The organism is Pantoea sp. RG18, assembly GCF_025910075.1.
Taxonomy (GTDB): domain Bacteria; phylum Pseudomonadota; class Gammaproteobacteria; order Enterobacterales; family Enterobacteriaceae; genus Pantoea; species Pantoea agglomerans.
Map to the genome: position 1 here is coordinate 136,623 of NZ_JAPCIL010000015.1, position 17,121 is coordinate 153,743.

The following is a 17,121-nucleotide window of genomic DNA, read 5'->3' on the forward strand; positions in this document are numbered from 1 at the left end:
AAAAAATCAAAACCACAAGATAGCATGGGCTTCGCGAGGGAAAACAGGGCAGGGCGACAGATAATTGTGGGCAGGTGATTAACCCTCGCCATTCAACAGAACGCTGCCGTTGAACTGCCCGTGCTGACGCCGGTGGCAGCTCAACGGCTCGCTCGCAAAGGTCACTGAATCTCCTCTTTCACCTGATGCAGGCGGAGTGTCAGGTTTAACTTAATCTGACGCAGAGCCCAGCCAGACTTCAACCTGGTGTTCCTGGCGATGGCTTTCCAGCGCTATTTCGTCACCGTCACACCGTTTGCCATCCAGCCACAGCTGATAGGTGCTGTCACCGCGAGTAACCCGGATGTTGTAGATCCCTTCCCCCTCACGGTAGACAATTTTTATCTCTGACCAGTCAGCGGGAAGCTGTGGCCGGACAGACAGCGCGTTGCCGCGCCGGGTTATCCCAAGCAGACTCTCACTGATAAGCTGATAGGTCCAGCCTGACGAGCCGGTATACCAGGTCCAGCCGCCTCGCCCGCTGTGGCCTTCGGCCGCATACACATCCGCAGCCATCACATAAGGCTCTGCTTTGTAGATCGCCATATCCTGTTGATTGCCACTATGATTAACCGGATTAATCATAGAGAGCAGGGACCAGGCGCGCTCTGTTTCACCCATCGCCGCAAAGGCCATAATCGCCCACAGAGCCCCATGAGTGTACTGACCGCCATTTTCCCTGACGCCCGGTAAATAACCGCGAATGTAGCCCGGATTTGGCCCTGCACCATCGAAAGGCGGAGTGAGCAATTTAATCAGCCGGTTATCCTTATCAACCAGATGCTGATAAAGCGCCGCCATCGCTGACCGGCATCTGGCGTCCTCGCCTGCGCCAGAGAGTACCGACCAGCTCTGAGCAATGGCGTCTATCCGGCACTCACTGTCAGCATGTGAACCGAGCGTCTGGCCACTGTCAAAAAAGCCGCGCAGATACCATTCGCCATCCCAGGCCGCATGGTTAAGCGCGGTTTTGAGCGTCTGCGCGTGCTCCTGACAGTGGCGGGCGGTATCGGTATCGCCGAACCGCACAGCCAGCGCGGCAAAGCGGTCCAGAACCGTATAGAGGAAGAAGCCGAGCCAGACGCTTTCACCCTTGCCGGCAATCCCGACGGTACTCATACCATCGTTCCAGTCCCCGGAGCCCATCAGCGGGAGGCCGTGCTGGCCGAAATTAAGGGCGTGGTTAACCGCGCGAACGCAGTGCTGCCATAGCGGTTCATTAATCTTACTGACGCCCGGAAGCTCATAGACAGACTCTTCGTCCTCTGCCAGCAGGCGACCTTCAAGGTAGCTGACGGGCTGTGACAGCAGCGCAATATCATCGGTTGCCTGCACATAGCGGCACAGCGCATAGGGCAACCACAGGTAGTCGTCGGAGCAGCGGGTTCTGACGCCGCGGCCAGCAGGCGGATGCCACCAGTGCTGTACATCTCCCTCGATAAACTGGCGGGATGCACACAACAACAGCTGATCGCGCAGCCGCTGCGGGGCAGCGTGGGTCAGCGCCAGCGTATCCTGCAACTGATCGCGGAAACCAAAGGCACCACCGGATTGGTAATATCCGCTGCGCGCCAGCAAACGGCTGGCCAGCGTCTGGTACAGCAGCCAGCCGTTTGCCAGTAAATCGACCTCCGTTGCCGGCGTCTGGATTTGCACTTTAGTCAGTAGCTGGTGCCAGTGCTGTTTAACCCTGGTCAGCTCGTTCTGAGCCTCCCCGGTGGAGAGGAACTGCTGCATCAGCGCGGTCACTGCACTCTCATCTTCCCCGACGCCAAGGGCAAAAACAAAGCTGCGGCTGTCGCCGTCAATCAGTGTCGTCAGCGTCTGCAGCGCGGCGCAGGGATCCATTCCTGCCCCGGTGTTACCCGACAGACCGCGAACATTCATCATCGCGGGCTGCCGTGTGGTGCCGTTACGACCCAGACACTCAAGCCGGTTGCCGCTGTGCGCAATCCGGGTACCTGTGACGGCAAAAAAAGCGGTCCGTGCAGAGCCCGTGCTGTTATAAAAGTTTCTGGCCAGAACCGCGCTGCCTGTCGCGATAGCGGCAGGGGACGTCACCACATGCCTTGCGGAGCGGCTCGCCAGCTCACCCAGAACCCATTCGACGTATCCGGTAATCGACAGATTACGCGTTTTGCCAGAGAGGTTACTCAGCGTCAGCAGGGAAAGTCTGACCGGCGCCTCTTCTGCCACGAACACCGTTAACGTGCTGCTGATGCCATACTCCGTGTGTTCAAACGTGCTGTAACCGAAGCCATGACGGGTCAGATAATCCCCCTTGCCGCGAACCGGAAGCGGCGTGGGCGACCAGACATCACCCGTCTCTTCATCACGCAGATAAAGCGCTTCGCCAGAGCTGTCACTGACGGGATCGTTGTGCCAGGGCGTCAGACGATATTCATGCGCGTTTTCATACCAGCTATAGCCCTGGCCACTCTCGGAAATGACGGTGCCCAACTGGCTGTTGGCCAGCACATTGCACCACGGCGCAGGCGTCTGCTGCTGGCCGGAAAGAATGATGTGATATTCGCTGCCGTCCTCGTTGAAGCCACCGGTGCCATTGAAAAACTGCAACCGCTCCGGCGAAAAGGTGACGGCTGCAGGCGGCGGCGTCTTACTGACCGATGGAAACGCAAAAGCAGGCAGGGTGCGCACCGGTTTTAACAGCGTGCTGAGCTGATCGGCGAGGCTGCCGTTCCGGCCTTCCAGCACGACAGCCGCAACGCTCAGCAACAGTTGCAGATCGTCAGCGGAAAAACTTTCGCTTTTGCGGATAAATATGCCGCCAGGTTTGTCCGCCTGCTGCCGTTCATCTCCGGCGGGGATCAGGGTCGTGAGCTGATTGAACAGGTTCTGCTGGTAGCCGCCCTGGTCGCTGTTCAGGATAAGCAGATCGACCGTCAGCCCTTTTTGTCGCCAGTACTGGTGCGCCTGAATGAGCGTGGTGACCAGGTCGAGCTGATTATCGTTTTCTATCCGAACCAAAAGAATCGGCAGATCACCCGAAATCGCATGACGCCACAATGACTCCTGGCCCAGCCGGTTCTGCATCAGCGCGTCTGATTCGCCACGCATTTCGGCACTGGAAAACAGTACGGCACTGGCCAGTTGATTAAACAGGCTGGTATCTTCGGTGCGTATATTCAACTGACGCAAGGCGACCTGACTGTGGGACCACGCCAGTTCAAACACCCGATCGGCGCTGATGTGGTTACGGTACTTCTCAATCAGCGCAATAGTGGTGTCACGCTGAAGTGTCACACCGTAAAGCATATCGATGGTGACGGCCTCTCCCGCTTTTAACGTCACTGACTGGCGAATTGATAACACGGGATCTAACACTGCCCCCTGCTGACCCGTTAATTCACTGCCCGGCATCAGCGCCTGAGCATCGGCTGGTGTCCTGCCACGCCCGAGAAAACGAGCCCGGTCGGTTTCAAAAGAGGTCTGGCGGCCGGTATTGCCATGTATCGCCATCGCGTGAAACATCCATGCCGTCACTTCTTTCTCTTCACGTGGCCGACGGTGAGCCAGAATCGCTTCCAGTCTGTCAACGATTTCAGTCTGGACGAACAGATTACTGAACGCAGGGTGGGCCATATCGCTGGCTGCTGGTGCCAGTACCACTTCGGTGTAGCTGGTGATATCGAACGGGCGGGTCTGACGGGAACGGTTAGTGACCGTGATGCGTCTGATCTCCACATCATCTTCCGGGGAGACCACGATATGTGTGTGAATGCTGAAGGTGGTGCCTGAAGCGTCAAACTCAATCCCGGCATCATTGAAACGGGTTTTATAATGCGGACGCTCGCAGCAGGTCGGCTGATAGCTGTGAGCAATCACTTCGGCGGATTGCTGATCGGTAACGTAGCAGAACGTTCCGTAGTTGTTGCTGGTGCTATCCGCACGCCAGCGGGTGAGTGCCAGCCCCTTCCACTGGCTGTAGCCTGTCCCCGCGTGCGTCACCATCAGATGATAATCTGCGTTTGAAAGCAGCTGAAGTTGTGGCTGGCGCGGATCTGAACCACTGAATTCACGCTGGTCGGGAATGCTGCGCTGCTGTTTAGGGTCACTGTTTTCGACAAAACTGCGGCGTGGGGTATAGAGCTCAATATCATCAGGCACTTTTTCCTGAAGCAGCAAACGCGAAGACTGAAACAGTGCGCTGGACATAAACCGCGCGACCATGGGCGCATCCAGCAACTGGTGAGAGAGTGCAAGCAATCCCATCGCCTGATGATGGGCCATATACGATTTGACGATCGTAAATGGCTGACCGGGAGCCAGTCGATCCGCTGTGAAATCCAGCGCTTCGTAATAACCGTAGTCACCGCTGGCACCCATTTTTTTAAGTCTTATCAGATTAGCCGTCGCCTCCTGCGGCAGCACCATCAGCGCCAGCAGCGTCGCATAGGGCGCAACAACATGATTGTCATTCAGGCCGCGTTTCAGCCCCAGTTCTGGCGTGCCAAATGCCCGATACTGGTAGTTATGATTGACGTCAAACGCAGCGTAACCCGATTCCGAAACGCCCCAGGGCGTATCGGTGCTGTTACCCGAGGCAATCTGTTGCCTGACCGCCGATAACGCCATCTTCTCCAGCAGCGTGTCGGGGTAAACCGGCATGACCAGGTGCGGCATCAGGTATTCAAACATTGAGCCGCTCCATGACATCACGGCGGGCTGGTTATTCAGCTGAGTAAATAAGCGACCCAGTACAAACCAGCTCTTGGCCGGAAGCTGGCTGGTGGAGATAGCAAAGTAGTGCGTCAGGCGGACTTCTGAAGGGAAAAGGTCATATTTGCTGGCGTCCAGCAGACCGCTGTCCATGTTGTAGCCCACGCTGAGTAAAGACGTGGCCGGATAATAGAGAAAGCGGAAGTCCATACTGGCGTGATCGCTAAGGCGGCTGTCCAGCTCCAGCAGGGCAGCCATCCGTTCGCGGGCGGCCCATATCGCAGTCTCTGCCTGTTTTTCCGGGAGTCCGGGGCGGTTCAGGTTCAACTCAGCGAGCCACAGCAATGACGGAATCTCGGCAGGCAGTGGTGCATCCGGGCTAACCCAGCTGAAAAGCAGGGCCCACTCCTGAGTAAAATCGACCAGCTGCTGCTGGAAAAGCGCCGGCCAGTTTACCCGCGTTGTCGGAAGATAAGCCTGTTCTGCCAATACGCTTAATGCCAGCAGAGCCTGCATCCCGGCGTGAAAATCGACGGGCGAAGCGCGCTGCATCAGGCTTAGCTTAGCTGCGATTTGTTCCACAATGTCGCTGCGGGTGTCGCTCAGTTGGTCTTTAAGCAGTGAGAAGGTATCGGAGAGACCTTCCAGGATACAGGGGAGAGACATCACTGGCTGGTATTTCCACTGCGCCAGGCCAGCCTGAAGGGTCACAAGGTGAGCCGCCATATTACCGCTGTCTACGGTTGAGACGTAGCGTGGGTTCAGTGGTTTTAACGTCTGGGTGTCATACCAGTTATAAAGATGTCCTCTGAAATGCTCCATTCGATCAAGGGTATCGAGGGTGTCGAGAGTACGGCTGATGACCCGATTCTGGCTGATATAACCAAAATCCCATGCCGTCAGGTTTGCCAGCAGCGACAGGCCAATGTTGGTCGGTGAGGTCCGGTGGGCCACCCGCGACTCCGGAATCTCCTGCAGATTATCCGGCGGCAAATGGTTGTTATCACTGCTGGCAAATTCGTTAAACCAGGCCCAGGTTCTACGCGCGGTGCGACGCAAAAAGATGCGCTGTTCCGCTGAAAGGCTGCCTGGCTGAGCGCGTTCAGGCTGGCTCATGCGGCTCAGTAACGCGGGGGCGACCGCCCACAATAAAGCGAGCGCCAGTGCGACATGCGTCATCAACGGCATGCTCAGGCTGGTCAGGAATACCAGAGCCGCGCCTGCTACCGGATTAATCCACATGCGGCGGTAGAAATGGCGCACATCAGGCTCGACAGGTTTCTGTGATGAAGCGCTTTTCCACTCGTTCAGAAAGCGGTGGCTGATAGTCAGGCGCCATAAGGTTACGATAATCGCCTTCAGCGACCAGTAACTCTCGTGAGGCAGGATGGCCAGCGCCAGGCCAGCGCGGGAGAGGCGGTTAAAGGCATCGGTGACCAGCATGGATAAATGCTGCCGCCAGGCACGCTTTTTACTTTTCGTCACCCCGTCGATTACCAACGCTGGCAGTCCCGGAAGCAGCAGAAAGAGCATGATGCATCCTAGCCAGAATGCCGGGTTCGGTACTATCGTGCACAGCATAAACACCAGCATCAGCAGGGCAGGCGCCACCAGGCTGCGGCGCAGGTTGTCTGTTAATTTCCAGCGGGAAAGCGCACTGAGCGGGTTCTTTTGACGACTGCAATCTTCCTGCCGCACCTGCAACCGTAGCCAGTTAAGGAGCTGCCAGTCGCCCCGCACCCAGCGAAATCGTCGGGCAACATCGCTCAGATAACTATCCGGATATTGTTCATACAGGACGACGTTACTGACCACACCGGAGCGGGCATAGCACCCCTCAAGCAGGTCATGGCTCAGCACCAGATTTTCCGGACAGGTATTGCGTATCGCCCGGCTAAAGGCAGCGACATCGTAAATACCCTTGCCGACAAATGAGCCTTCACCAAACAGATCCTGATAAATATCGGATGAGAGTGAGGAGTAAGCATCATTCCCCGGAATGCTGCTGCACAGCCGGGCATAGCGGCTCTGACCGTTAACCGGTATCTCTTCAGCCAGACGAGGCTGCAGGATGGCATAGCCTTCAACTACTCGATTTTTGACATCGTCGAACACCGGTGCATTGAGTGGGTGGGCCATGACGCCAATCAGCTTATGCGCAGTCTCACGCGGCAGTATTGTGTCGCTGTCGAGAGTAATCACATATTTAACGCTGTGCAGCTGCGTCTGCGTGGCACCTACCGTGACGCTGAAGGCGTTTTCTTCACCCTGAAGCCAGCGATTCAGGGCATGGATCTTACCGCGCTTGCGTTCATACCCCATCCAGACGCCCTGAGAAATATTATGGGTGCGGTCACGGTGTAACAGGGAGAAGAGCGCAATGTCCGATTTACCCCCGCTGTAGCGCCGATTCAGCGCTTCCGTTTTCAGCACGGCGTAACGGATAAGCGCGGCGTCATGATGATGATCCTGTTCGGCGCTATCGGTAAAGTCGGTCAGTAACGCAAAACTGATATTCGTTAAGGCGTTACCGAGATAGCAGATTTCCAGAGAGCGCAACAGGGCGTCTGTTCCCTCATTGCTGCTGAGTAAACAGGGGATAACTACCAGTGTGCGGTCATGCTCCGGTACCGCCAGAGAATAATCGAGTCGGGGCAGGGGAAGGGGATGGCGGCTGCGGGTGGTTAACTCGCTCAGCAACTGCAAGGCTAGCTGACTGCTGACAATGATGGCGGGCAGCACCAGTAACCAGAGTAATGACGCCATGCCCGCCTGATGGGTACTGTAGAGCATCTCGGCGGTAAACGCGGTTGTCAGCAGTAAAAGGCTGCCTAACCAGGAGAGTAAAGGAGTCTGGCTCAGATGCTGCCGGCTCCTGTTCAGCCACGTCACTTTAACGTCAAGCTGCTGTTCCAGTTGCTGAAATCCTTTATCCAGCAGGTAATAGCCGACATGCTGCTGACGCAGGGGAAGATCAGGCTGGCTGGCCAGCGTCAGCACCGCCTGGGCGACTTCACGTTCATCAAAGCGACTGTGCCGTGCCAGACGTTCAATCACGTGGCGGTAGTCATCGCGACTGTCAAAATGCATCAGCGGGTATGTCCCGGTGGGATCCTGCTGCAGGACTTTCTCAACCAGGCTGACGGATTCGACAAAAGCCTGCCAGTCAATTTCGCCGAGTTGCCGCAGGCCGGTAATACTGTTGCTGACAGAGAGCTGACTCAGGGCCAGCTGCCGGTTGAACTGCTCAATGACTTCCGAGGTTTTCCGGCCGGTATTTTCCAGCTGTTGTTCGACCCAGGTTAACGCCAGAGTATTGTTCTGGCCACTTAATCGCCGTTCAAGTTCAGCGACGAAAGCGCCTGAAACCTGCGGGTTCTGGCGAGCCATATCAGCGATGACCAGAATAACTTTTGACGCATCTTCGGCGGCAGTGGAGAGGATATCGCTGATCCACTGCTCCGCTTTATTACGTTCCTGATGTACCCTGGCGACGTCAGCCGCAATCCGGGCCAGATTGTTGATAAGCGCAAACCGTAACATGGCAGGCATGGCCCACAGTTCGCCGAGCAGCAGGGGCGTAACGCGCTGGTAGGCAGCGATAAAAGGATGCAGGACGCTGGTTTCCAGTCGGCCATCACTGTGCTTAATCATCTCCTCGGCGATAGCCTGGATGCGCAGGTAATGAGCCGACTCCTCCAGCATGGGCAGCCCTTTACCGAATTTTGCCGGTAACAGGTGCCGGACCAGGCGGATCTGCTCTTCAATGATGTAAAAATTATCCAGTATCCAGACGGCCGCCGGTGTCTGGCTGCGTTTATCGCCTTCACTCAGGATCTCTGCGCTGCGCGTCAATGACAATTCATTATCTGCCAGCTGCTGCAACAGTCGGTAGGACCATTTTCCACCCGACAGATTATGCGTTTTCGCTAATTTTTCGCCGTAGTTATCCATCTGTTCAGCTGAAAAAATATCTGGCCGGTGGGCCTGATAAATACCTTCAGTCGGGAACAAAGGAAAATGCTCATCGGGTAATTCACTTTCCCGGCTGAACCACGTCGTCAGTTTTATTTTCACACTCATTTCCTTGCGCTTGCGCAGCAGCTGGATCCGGAAAAAAAAAGGATGACAAAAAAGGAGCAAAAAGAAGGGCTGGAGGTGATAAACAGGTGTAGATGATATTGATTATAGTCCTGTTTCCGTTATTCGTAGCTATCCTGATTAACCGTCTGGCGTTCTCTTATGGCGATAAAATAAAGTTAAAAAAAATAAATAGCTGCCTTCTCCTCACCTTAGCCCTTTTTAACATCAGAGCCGACAGATAAAAAAATTAATTTACCTGCACTGTGTTACGCTGATGGCAACATTTCAGAGGATAACGACATGACCTGGTTGAGCTTTCTCTTCGACGCGCTACACAGCAGCGAAACCAATACACAGTGTCCGGTGTGTAAAAAGTTTTCCAGACAGTCTGTAGCTAAAAAGAATAAAGGACAGGCAGTCTTATGCCCTCACTGTAAGTCATTGTATGTTATATAAAGTCCGTCGTCTTTTTATGTTGCGATCACCAGGCAGCAGCAAGTCATACTGTTTAACCCTATCCCTCATTGAGGCAATATCTTCGTAACATGTATTTCAATGTGCTGATAACTCTGCATTATCTTTCGTACTCGGTGAAATAACGCTGTGATTCACCCTGGTCGAGAAATTCGAATGGTGAAAGTTGAATAATATCTGGTCCTGCAGACCACACTTCATTAACTCTTGAAATAATATCGCCTTCCTGAAGCGTCAGAAGGTTATTAATGCGTAACACAGCAAATCTGCCATTTTCAAATTCGACCTGATACAACGCAACTTTCTTCAGCGGCATGATAGTTCTTCCATGAATTACCCGGCAGCAGAGTTCAGCACTCGATGAACTTTTCATGATAAACCTCTAACCTATTCATACTCTTCTGTTCAATAAATTAATCTGCAGAATTGTGAATCTGACCTAAGCGCACACGTTGTGCAGATTTCAATTGGCCCGTTTTGACTGCATTTGTTCATATCCGTAAATATAGCGGGTTTATGAAAATAATCTGATACACCCTCTGCCGGGTTAAAAAGTGACTCCGGAGTATTGTCGGGTTATCAGAATGAGGATTAGCGGTGTCTTTTACAGGGAAAATAGTGGGTAAGAAAGTGTGAGGTTAATCAGGGAAAGGGAGAGGTGAAACTACTGACGCGGCAATATACTGAAGCCTTCATTTCCCTGACGTAGTTTACTCGGCACGGCCCCGAGCAGTGGAGATATGCGCACTAAGGCATCACCACGCCGCCTGTTGAGTTCGCGAAAGGCCGAACTTTCCATCTGATGGAATCGGACATCAATCAGCAGATTTCCGGCCTGCCGGGTTAGCTGTCGGTGGCTTAACAGAAAAATTTCAGATTTTTATAGGAAGAGAGAAACAAGGAAGGGGGATTTGAAGGATAAACAAAAAGCTACCCTGAAAGGTGGCTTCAATATGCTGATTTAACAGGTAAAATTTGGTGTCCCCTGCTGGGTTTGAACCAGCGACCAAGCGATTGTGGGTCATATGAATAGCTTGTTTCATTATTTTTCATATTTACCTATATTTACTTATTAATTAATATAAATCAGATGTTTATGGTTATCTCTTGGTTTCATGTTGTTCCGGGTTTTCCTTTCAGTATCATCCTTACGTCACCTGTTACATTACCCAGAAAACGGCAATAAAATTCTCGTAAGGACTCTCTCTTGGCAGACAATCTAACGGACTCAATGGTGCGCGGACTGAAAGCACGCGACTCGGCTTATCAGGTATGGGACAAGAGTGGTGAGCGCGGAGCAGGGCGTCTGGGCGTTAAAGTTGAGCCATCCGGGCAGCGGGTTTTCTACTATCGCTACTACTGGGATGCTAAGCGCCATTTCATTCAGTTGGGTCGTTACCCTGAAATGTCGTTAGCTCTAGCTCGCCAGCTTGCGAAAGGTTATGCCGGTACGCTGAAGGAAGGGAAGAACCCTAAGGTCGAAAAAGCTGAACAGGCAATCGCGCTGGAAAAGCAAAAGCGTGCTGAACAGTTAAAGGGCAGCATTGAGCAGCTTATTCAGGGCTACACCAACAAAATGCGGGAAGACGGAAAACGGACATGGCAGCAGGTGCTATACCGCCTTGAGAAGGAAACCTATTCCTTTATCGCCAAAGATACCAAAGCAAATGAAGTCACGCCGCTACATATCAAACAGATCTTATCTGCCATTATTCAGCGCGGTGCGAGCGTTGAAGCGAACCGTGTGCGCTCTTATCTGATGGCAGCGTTCAACTATGGGCTCAAAGCGGACAACGATCCGGCCAACCACCAGCAGAACGTGATGTTTGGGCTTGAGATGAACCCGGTGAGCGTCATTCCTAAACAGTCGGCTGCAGAAAAAGCGGGGACGAACTGGCTGAAGTTGTATGAACTGCAACAGCTGATGGGTGACTTTCCTAAAACGCCAAGCGTCGGCAGCACGGTGAGTTTGCTGCTTAATTTATGTGTTTACGCTGGTGGTCAGCGCCCACATGAACTGGCTTCCAGTCGGTGGGATGCCGTGAACTGGGAAGAGAAAACGCTGTTGATAGTTGCTGACGTTTCAAAGAACAAGCGTGACCATCTGGTGCCGTTAACGGATTCAGCGGTCGAAATTCTAGAAAGGCTGAAGGTGGAAAACGTTAACGATAGTCCGTTTATCTTCCCGCAGCGACTGGATGCGGGCAAGCATCTACGAACTGACAGCTTTGCGCAGGCAATTATCTATTATCGCGAGCACTTTCCTGATCATCTGGTGTTTGTTGCGAGGGATTTACGCCGGACCTGCAAAACGCTGATGGGCGAAATCGGTGTTTCGAAAGAGCTGCGCGATCGCATTCAAAACCATGCATTGCAGGATGTCAGCTCGAAGCACTATGACTGCTATGATTATCTTAGCGAGAAACGTAAGGCACTGGAGTTATGGGAACGGCGTGTCAATAAGGTTGAAAAAACTACCAGCAATGTGGTTAATCTTTTTGGTTAATTGTAAGTTTGTTTTTTTAAGATAAAAATCACATAAACTCATTCTTTAATTGCAAAATATGCCATTACAGAGCTTGACCCGCTCGGTGTGAAAATGCTTATTAGCCATCAGATCAAGGCGAGCCGCCCAATTATCACGATTAGTCACCATGAGCTATTTAATGCTGTAATTACGCTTAGAGATTTCGTACACGATGTGCATGCAGTCAATCAGCTCATTTAGATTAGTACGGTCTATAGTTTTTTTAAAAAGTATTAGCAAGCCGATATTAGGTAGTCGGACAACGCGCGAATCTTTGCGGGGTTGTTGGTTTCAACATTTTTCGGCCAAGAGTTGAGTTGCTGTAAGATACAGAAGGCAAAGGCGTAAATCGATAAAGGCGGTACTTCCCACGATTAATGCGTGCAATTGGTGAGCAGAGCTATCTGGTTAAGAATAGTCATGCTACGCGGTACAGGCATTCAGCTCCATGAAGTGATCAGCACCAACAGCACAAGAAAAGCGCATGCAATGCGCAGTGATTTGATGTGCTTATCGCCGCGGAACTGGCTCATTTTCCGACTCCCTTCGGTGTATGGCACAGAGACCAGCTGTGTGAGCTGATGATGAGAGAGCGATTGCCGTAGCCCATACGGCGCTTCTCCTCCTCCAGCCGCTGCCAGATATAGTTTTCTGGCTTGCCGCGTTTAAGGCGGGCTCCCCAGCGCCCGCCAAACGCAATGAGTAGCAGCGGCATGAGCAACATCCCTGTAGGAATGATGACCCAGCCAACCAGTGGATAAAAGGCAGACATATCACGCCTCTAACCGCCAATCCAATCCATGCCGCTAGCCCCTGTTCCTGCGTGATGAAATCGCTAAACACAACAGGTTCGGCATTCAGTCGTTCGGGTTGGAAACAGATGGTCTGCATGCTTATCCCCTTACAGAATGATTTCGGCAGACTGGCCGAGCAGCCAGATAGTCGCGACCAGCAACACCACGCCGGTTGCAACGATGGAGCCAAACTTGGTCTAGGTGGCGCGTTCGTTACGTACTTCAACGAACGTATGCACCGCGCTGGTTGCAACGTTGATAAATGCAACGGCACAGACCAGCAGACCGGCGAACACGATGAAGTCCTACGCGTAGCCTTTGATCTGGCCTATCAATCCAGTACTAATGCTAGATTCCGGCGCTTCAACGGATGGCACATCGGCCAGTGCCGGTTTGCCGGACATCCAGGCCATACACAACTTGGAACCCAGCGCATAACCTGACGGCCTTTAAAGCGAGACAAGCGAACAAACTTTGATTTCATGAAATATTCATCTTTGACGGGTAAAGGCACTTCAAAAATGTCTGCGTTAACTGGCGAACATTCAGATGCAGAAGATTAGTAAAGCCACAGAACGGATAACAAATCGAGCAAGTGCGGAACCCCTGACTTTAGTATTTGCCCAGCTATGCCAGACATCTACCTTCGCCCATGCTCCCCAGAGAAACAGCACGCACAGTAGTGGCCTAACGGACACCAGATACAGAACGCGAATATCAATGTTGCCGGAAGCCGTTTTAAAAGCGTTGATCTGCGCGGCAGTCATCGCCATAGCGGACGGCCCCGCTTGTAATCGCCGCTGACCTTGCCGTAATCCAGCGGCTGCGCACGCGAAGGCTGCGTGTAGCGGTCGATGCCAGCACGCATGGTGTTAAGGTCTTCAGTGGCTTCCTTGTAGTCGAACAGGTAGAGGCGGTGGTAATTGGGATCGGACTGCGCGGCGACGGTTCGGTCGGGGGAGAGCTGGACTTGGTTTAGTAGCCGTTAGATGGTGCGATTTCGCCGATTTCTGAAGAGAAAACTAATGATGACTGAAGAGATATGAGTATAAGTAAAGCATTTCTGAAAATTAATGTCATAACCCATCCTCCTAATTTGGTCGGGTTATGATTGCTTAGAGTAATCTGGTAGCGTGGGGGGGAACCTTTAAAATTTTTTAAATTAACGCCACCCTGAAACTTGCCGGTTTTCTCGAAAATAGTAGGTGAACTTTTCTTCATATAACGATTTGAAGTGAATTTTAAAGTCTAACCTTTTATCTTTATTGAAAATCTCGTCAAGCATAAAGATGCTTTGATCCAATTGGCATATTGGCTTGGTTTCTTGTCGAGCTTCAATGAAAGGGGTCTCTTTATTTTTTATTAAAAAATCATTTTTTCTTGGTGTGCTGTAAACATAACAGTCAGCATTGTGGCCAAGTAGTTTCATCGCAGAGTAAAAATTGTTATTTTCAAAGGGTGTGATGATATTCCCATCTATCAAAATGACAATATCATTAACAATCGCATTTCCCATCCCGCCATTGTAGAAATAAACTCCATCTCTAGGGCTTTCCTCTCTTCCATCGATAGAGAAATAAGCTGTGATTACTGGCCTGACTGAGATTTCATCTTTATGGCGCTGTAAATACATTTGATAAAATGTGGCTAACAAAGCAATCAAAGAAATAATAACTCCGACATTGCGCCTTAAAAAATCCATTCAATCATCCCTTTTAATGTACCCGAAGGGAGCAGAACCATCGATATATACTTCATTGCGAAATAGTAACCGGCACCCACTGAAAGAGCTTTTGCCCAGAAAAAGAAAATTGCCGGCCAATTAATTACTGGCCAAGGTTGATTAATTTCTATTTCTTCTTTGTTGGGAGTGTTTTTTCCGATTTTCACGTCATGCCAAGTATGCACAATGCCCCAAGCGAAAGATTTATAAAAGTATTGAAGGTAATCTGAAACCAAACAAAGTATGAAAAAACAAAGTGCATTGTATAACTCATCCTGAATTAAATAAAGCCCAGCATCAGTGCTTGAATTGTTTATACCTGTTGGTAGAAGACTAGTTTTGAATAACCAGACTAAAGCTACACCAGCAAGCGCCAGTTGACGAGTTATATTTGATAGTGATTGTGACGAGTCATAATAAGCTTCTCTAAAATCCTTGAGTTTCATTTCATTTCCTTGATCATTTTGGTCCGGTGCTGCTTGTCATTTTAGGCGGAATTCTATTGGAATCAGTAGATATAACCCTAATTCGCCAGCCATCACTTTTAATTCTTTTTTCATCAATCTTCACGCGACCATTTCTAACTCTTATATACTTTGAGTTGATACCAAACGATTTTGCATTATCAATATTATCTAATTTTATTAGAGTAATATGTGTATTCAATAGAAGAATGTTTTTCACCTGCCATTTATTTCTTTTTAATCTTTTCATTTTAGTTTCCTTGTTTTAACCATTTTTGTTTATCGGCGATCGTAATAACAACTTTAGGCCCTGCCACGCCGCCAAAGCGGCTTGCCTGCTGATGACAGCGCACAAAGTCGAGGTTTGCACGCTGTCGTCCAGCTTACAAATACTTTTTGAATGAAGCTGTTAGCACCGCCAGTGCCATTCCCAACATCAGCGCAGCAGGCAGCAATAACAGATTTGGGTACACAACCGATGGCTACGACAGATAAACCATGCAAGGCACATAGAGCGCAGGCTTAACGAAGCGTTTGGCGTGATGATAAACAAAGCTGGATTCATACGCTGCGCCATAGCGACGCAGATCTCGTCGCCCCAAGTCATCGACCACCGCGACTAGCACCACCATCAGAAATAATAGTATTGACAGCACCAGAATCGTCACGCGAATCAGCGTCACGACAGCGACATAAACCGTCGCCAGCAGATATTCCTGTGGTGCCGATGCCAGCCAGATGCTACCGGCACTCAATCCGGCAGCAATAGCATTCCCGCCGTTTTTCATCTTCTGATTTTGCTGTGCAATCCATCTCTGCAAGCCGCTATCAACAACCAGTAGTTGATAAACCTCTGTTACCTAGGCAGAAACCGTTGTCGTTGACTATGACAGTAGCAGGCTGCGCGTAAACTCTGTAGAGAGATAGTCACTCTCAATCTGTATAACCTGCAGGCTATGCGGCGCCAGCAGCACCAGACCACCAGACTTTACTAGTGCGGTAACTTCGGCGCATCTCAGCAGCGATCTTCAGCAGGTTATCCGGCGTCAAATTGGTTTTAACAGCAGCGGGTAGCGGCATGCGTATCTTCCACAACTGGCCACCTTCCAGTAGAGCGAACGCCTGGCCTTTGGGCAAATTAATGATGTCAGCAGGAGTGAACATCGGCATTTTCACCATGCTCACACGATCCTGAGTGTTGGAGGTGAAATCGGTGCCTTGTTCATGGTTCGTGATATCTGTGTAACCCGAAACCAGTGTTTTGGAATACAAATCTACTTCAGGCAGCTGGCTGGTGAGCAATTTGGCGGTGCGATTCACACGCACGCGCAGCATGATAATTCTGTTGAAGTTGCCCGTGACCTGAGCGACTTTGGCGCTGCTGGCAATACGCGCTTCGATGTAAGAAATCGTTTGGGTGTACGCCGTCACCTCGATGCCCGCACCGTCGCTTCTGTTAATCAGCGGAAAGAATTCATCGCCCATCAGCTCATTGAACTCGTCGCAATGCAGACTGATCGGTAGCTTGCCGTCGCCGTTTTCCGGCAGTCCATCATTGATGCCGAGCTTATAGATATGGCCCGCGATACTAACCAAATCAGCGAACATGCTGTTGCCAACGGCAGCACCGGCTTCACTATCAGAGAGTGCATGCAGTCCTACATAAACGATGCCGCGCTGGTGAATCACCTGTTGCCAGTCGAACCTCGGGCGCGGATCGTCGAGGTCTTCATAGTCTGGAGAAAGCAGCGCCGCCGTTTTACCGGTGGTGAGTTTTTCCAGTAGCGGCAGCAACCAGCGCCAGCTCCATTGCCCAAATGTGCGTGGCATTTGATTGCCCCTGCATATTGCGCGGCAGATCCTTCTCCTTGAGCACATTGCTGCCATTCTCAATTTTGCTGCGCAACTCTGGCAGATGCTTATCAACCAGATGTTCCACGTAGCGCTGATAGAGATCGCCGATGTTGGTAACGTAGCAAAGATTAGCGAGTAGTCGGGTCGTTGGCCAAGCGCAACCAGCGCGCGTTATGAAGTTGATGAACCGCCAAGCGAACTCGCGAAACGCGGCGCTGTTGCCGTCAGCCCCCAATTGACCGGCAATGCGCGAAGCTACTTCCTAAACACGCCCGAAGCGGCCAACCGCGTTGTAACGCGCTAAGATCTCTGGCCAGCCAAGATGGAAACGTGGAAGTCATCCTGACGACCGGTACGATTGGCTTCAGCCCACATTCGTTTCAGCAAATCGACATCGCCTTTGGGGTCGAAGACAATGGTATATTACCGCGCCGAATATCCTAAGTGACCAGTAGCTCCTCCAGTCGCCTTCAACCAACTGCC

General features: G+C 51.5%; 9 protein-coding genes and 5 pseudogenes. 2 read left to right on the forward strand and 12 right to left on the reverse strand.

From position 1 onward, the window contains the following. Positions 1-210: 210 nt before the first annotated feature. Positions 211-8,796 (reverse strand): GH36-type glycosyl hydrolase domain-containing protein, encoded by an 8,586-nt coding sequence (locus OK409_RS16955; protein WP_264367252.1) that lies wholly within the window; start codon positions 8,794-8,796, stop codon positions 211-213. A 306-nt stretch (positions 8,797-9,102) separates the two neighbouring features. Here OK409_RS16955 and OK409_RS16960 point away from each other — a divergent pair, with 306 nt between their 5' ends. Further along, positions 9,103-9,258, forward strand: coding sequence for a YnfU family zinc-binding protein (locus tag OK409_RS16960; protein WP_216844881.1), 156 nt, complete (start codon positions 9,103-9,105; stop codon positions 9,256-9,258). A 118-nt stretch (positions 9,259-9,376) separates the two neighbouring features. On the opposite strand, the gene OK409_RS16965 is transcribed toward OK409_RS16960, so the two are convergent. Next, positions 9,377-9,649, reverse strand: coding sequence for a hypothetical protein (locus tag OK409_RS16965; protein ID WP_264367253.1), 273 nt, complete (start codon positions 9,647-9,649; stop codon positions 9,377-9,379). 834 nt (positions 9,650-10,483) lie between these two features. Between OK409_RS16965 and OK409_RS16970 the strand changes: the two genes are divergently transcribed. Further along, positions 10,484-11,782 (forward strand): tyrosine-type recombinase/integrase, encoded by a 1,299-nt coding sequence (locus tag OK409_RS16970; RefSeq protein WP_264367254.1) that lies wholly within the window; start codon positions 10,484-10,486, stop codon positions 11,780-11,782. 254 nt (positions 11,783-12,036) lie between these two features. Here the strand turns inward: OK409_RS16970 and OK409_RS22560 are convergent. The 10 genes and pseudogenes from OK409_RS22560 to OK409_RS17015 form a co-directional block, all read right to left on the reverse strand. Continuing rightward, positions 12,037-12,162: pseudogene (locus OK409_RS22560) on the reverse strand (DUF2895 family protein); the annotation flags it as partial. Between the two features lie 170 nt (positions 12,163-12,332). Continuing rightward, positions 12,333-12,694 (reverse strand): annotated as a pseudogene (locus OK409_RS16975) (TIGR03750 family conjugal transfer protein). Positions 12,695-12,794: 100 nt separating this feature from the next. Further along, positions 12,795-12,893, reverse strand: coding sequence for a DUF2976 domain-containing protein (locus OK409_RS22565; protein ID WP_413629624.1), 99 nt, complete (start codon positions 12,891-12,893; stop codon positions 12,795-12,797). A gap of 249 nt (positions 12,894-13,142) precedes the next feature. Beyond that, positions 13,143-13,370 carry a TIGR03758 family integrating conjugative element protein gene (locus OK409_RS16985; RefSeq protein WP_264367255.1) on the reverse strand — a complete coding sequence of 76 codons (228 nt, stop codon included), beginning with the start codon at positions 13,368-13,370 and terminating at the stop codon, positions 13,143-13,145. Beyond that, positions 13,361-13,519, reverse strand: a pseudogene (locus tag OK409_RS16990) (RAQPRD family integrative conjugative element protein); the annotation flags it as partial. The gene OK409_RS16985 and the pseudogene OK409_RS16990, both read right to left, overlap by 10 nt. Before the next feature lie 240 nt (positions 13,520-13,759). Then, positions 13,760-14,299, reverse strand: coding sequence for a hypothetical protein (locus tag OK409_RS16995; RefSeq protein ID WP_264367256.1), 540 nt, complete (start codon positions 14,297-14,299; stop codon positions 13,760-13,762). After that, a complete protein-coding gene (locus OK409_RS17000) occupies positions 14,287-14,766 on the reverse strand; it encodes a hypothetical protein (RefSeq protein ID WP_264367257.1) in 480 nt (159 codons plus the stop codon). Before OK409_RS17000 ends, OK409_RS16995 begins: the two co-directional genes overlap by 13 nt. Before the next feature lie 13 nt (positions 14,767-14,779). Then, positions 14,780-15,034 carry a hypothetical protein gene (locus tag OK409_RS17005; protein WP_264367258.1) on the reverse strand — a complete coding sequence of 85 codons (255 nt, stop codon included), beginning with the start codon at positions 15,032-15,034 and terminating at the stop codon, positions 14,780-14,782. 133 nt (positions 15,035-15,167) lie between these two features. Continuing rightward, positions 15,168-15,749: pseudogene (locus OK409_RS17010) on the reverse strand (TIGR03747 family integrating conjugative element membrane protein); the annotation flags it as partial. Beyond that, positions 15,739-17,105, reverse strand: a pseudogene (locus tag OK409_RS17015) (TraM recognition domain-containing protein); the annotation flags it as partial. The pseudogenes OK409_RS17015 and OK409_RS17010, both read right to left, overlap by 11 nt. Between the last annotated feature and the right edge of the window lie 16 nt (positions 17,106-17,121).